Origin of the sequence: Serratia sp. OLAL2, from assembly GCF_002752475.1 — a bacterium.
GTDB classification, from domain to species: domain Bacteria; phylum Pseudomonadota; class Gammaproteobacteria; order Enterobacterales; family Enterobacteriaceae; genus Serratia; species Serratia bockelmannii.
Genome location: NZ_MSTL01000028.1, coordinates 1 through 3,159 on the forward strand (window position 1 = coordinate 1; position 3,159 = coordinate 3,159).

Here is a 3,159-nt window from a genome sequence, read left to right on the forward strand (position 1 = left end):
ATTTGATGCCTGGCAGTGTCCTACTCTCGCATGGGGAGACCCCACACTACCATCGGCGCTACGGCGTTTCACTTCTGAGTTCGGCATGGGGTCAGGTGGGACCACCGCGCTATTGCCGCCAGGCAAATTCTGTTTCATTCCAACCGCCTCACTTCCATGAAGCCATCAGAACCAATCTCGGAACTTCGCTGAAAATCTCTCTAAAAACACCTTCGGTGTTGTAAGGTTAAGCCTCACGGATCATTAGTACTGGTTAGCTCAATGCATCGCTGCACTTACACACCCAGCCTATCAACGTCTTAGTCTTAAACGTTCCTTCAGGGGCCTTAAAGGCCCAGGGAAGACTCATCTTGAGGCAAGTTTCGCGCTTAGATGCTTTCAGCGCTTATCTTTTCCGCACTTAGCTACCGGGCAATGCCATTGGCATGACAACCCGAACACCAGTGGTGCGTTCACTCCGGTCCTCTCGTACTAGGAGCAACCCCTCTCAATCTTCCAACGCCCACGGCAGATAGGGACCGAACTGTCTCACGACGTTCTAAACCCAGCTCGCGTACCACTTTAAATGGCGAACAGCCATACCCTTGGGACCTACTTCAGCCCCAGGATGTGATGAGCCGACATCGAGGTGCCAAACACCGCCGTCGATATGAACTCTTGGGCGGTATCAGCCTGTTATCCCCGGAGTACCTTTTATCCGTTGAGCGATGGCCCTTCCATTCAGAACCACCGGATCACTAAGACCTACTTTCGTACCTGCTCGAGCCGTCACTCTCGCAGTCAAGCTAGCTTATGCCTTTGCACTAACCTCACGATGTCCGACCGTGATTAGCTAACCTTCGTGCTCCTCCGTTACTCTTTGGGAGGAGACCGCCCCAGTCAAACTACCCACCAGACACTGTCCTCACCCCGGATCACGGGGCCGAGTTAGAACATCAAACATTAAAGGGTGGTATTTCAAGGATGGCTCCACGCAGACTGGCGTCCACGCTTCAAAGCCTCCCACCTATCCTACACATCAAGGCTCAATGTTCAGTGTCAAGCTATAGTAAAGGTTCACGGGGTCTTTCCGTCTTGCCGCGGGTACACTGCATCTTCACAGCGAGTTCAATTTCACTGAGTCTCGGGTGGAGACAGCCTGGCCATCATTACGCCATTCGTGCAGGTCGGAACTTACCCGACAAGGAATTTCGCTACCTTAGGACCGTTATAGTTACGGCCGCCGTTTACTGGGGCTTCGATCAAGAGCTTCGCCTTGCGGCTGACCCCATCAATTAACCTTCCAGCACCGGGCAGGCGTCACACCGTATACGTCCACTTTCGTGTTTGCACAGTGCTGTGTTTTTATTAAACAGTTGCAGCCAGCTGGTATCTTCGACTGGCTTCAGCTCCATCCGCGAGGGACTTCACCTACATGCCAGCGTGCCTTCTCCCGAAGTTACGGCACCATTTTGCCTAGTTCCTTCACCCGAGTTCTCTCAAGCGCCTTGGTATTCTCTACCTGACCACCTGTGTCGGTTTGGGGTACGATTTAATGTTACCTGATGCTTAGAGGATTTTCCTGGAAGCAGGGCATCAACTACTTCTGCACCGTAGTGCATCGTCATCACGCCTCAGGGTTAGTATGCAACCGGATTTACCAGGTCACACCCCCTACACGCTTAAACCGGGACAACCGTCGCCCGGCTAGCCTAGCCTTCTCCGTCCCCCCTTCGCAGTAACACCAAGTACAGGAATATTAACCTGTTTCCCATCGACTACGCTTTTCAGCCTCGCCTTAGGGGTCGACTCACCCTGCCCCGATTAACGTTGGACAGGAACCCTTGGTCTTCCGGCGAGCGGGCTTTTCACCCGCTTTATCGTTACTTATGTCAGCATTCGCACTTCTGATACCTCCAGCAACCCTCACAGGCCACCTTCAACGGCTTACAGAACGCTCCCCTACCCAACAACGCCTAAGCGTCGCTGCCGCAGCTTCGGTGCATGGTTTAGCCCCGTTACATCTTCCGCGCAGGCCGACTCGACCAGTGAGCTATTACGCTTTCTTTAAATGATGGCTGCTTCTAAGCCAACATCCTGGCTGTCTATGCCTTCCCACATCGTTTCCCACTTAACCATGACTTTGGGACCTTAGCTGGCGGTCTGGGTTGTTTCCCTCTTCACGACGGACGTTAGCACCCGCCGTGTGTCTCCCGTGATAACATTCTTCGGTATTCGGAGTTTGCATCGGTTTGGTAAGCCGGGATGGCCCCCTAGCCGAAACAGTGCTCTACCCCCGAAGATGAGTTCACGAGGCGCTACCTAAATAGCTTTCGGGGAGAACCAGCTATCTCCCGGTTTGATTGGCCTTTCACCCCCAGCCACAAGTCATCCGCTAATTTTTCAACATTAGTCGGTTCGGTCCTCCAGTTAGTGTTACCCAACCTTCAACCTGCCCATGGCTAGATCACCGGGTTTCGGGTCTATACCTTGCAACTAATCGCCCAGTTAAGACTCGGTTTCCCTACGGCTCCCCTATACGGTTAACCTTGCTACAAAATATAAGTCGCTGACCCATTATACAAAAGGTACGCAGTCACACCACGAAGGTGCTCCCACTGCTTGTACGTACACGGTTTCAGGTTCTATTTCACTCCCCTCGCCGGGGTTCTTTTCGCCTTTCCCTCACGGTACTGGTTCACTATCGGTCAGTCAGGAGTATTTAGCCTTGGAGGATGGTCCCCCCATATTCAGACAGGATGTCACGTGTCCCGCCCTACTCATCGAACTCACGACCTGTGCATTTTAGTGTACGGGGCTATCACCCTTTACTGCGCGACTTTCCAGACGCTTCCACTAACACACAAGCCGATTCAGGTTCTGGGCTCCTCCCCGTTCGCTCGCCGCTACTGGGGGAATCTCGGTTGATTTCTTTTCCTCGGGGTACTTAGATGTTTCAGTTCCCCCGGTTCGCCTCATGCCACTATGTATTCATGACATGATAGTGTGTCGAAACACACTGGGTTTCCCCATTCGGGTATCGCCGGTTATAACGGTTCATATCACCTTACCGACGCTTTTCGCAGATTAGCACGCCCTTCATCGCCTCTGACTGCCTAGGCATCCACCGTGTACGCTTAGTCACTTAACCTCACAACCCGAAGATGTTTCCATCGTTCG

At 52.9% G+C, this 3,159-nt stretch carries 2 rRNA genes; both read right to left on the bottom strand.

Annotated elements, in window-relative coordinates:
- Positions 1-7 precede the first annotated feature (7 nt).
- Positions 8-123: ribosomal RNA gene (gene rrf / locus BVU99_RS24875) — 5S ribosomal RNA — on the bottom strand.
- 99 nt (positions 124-222) lie between these two features.
- Positions 223-3,130: ribosomal RNA gene (locus tag BVU99_RS24880) — 23S ribosomal RNA — on the bottom strand.
- Positions 3,131-3,159: the final 29 nt, after the last annotated feature.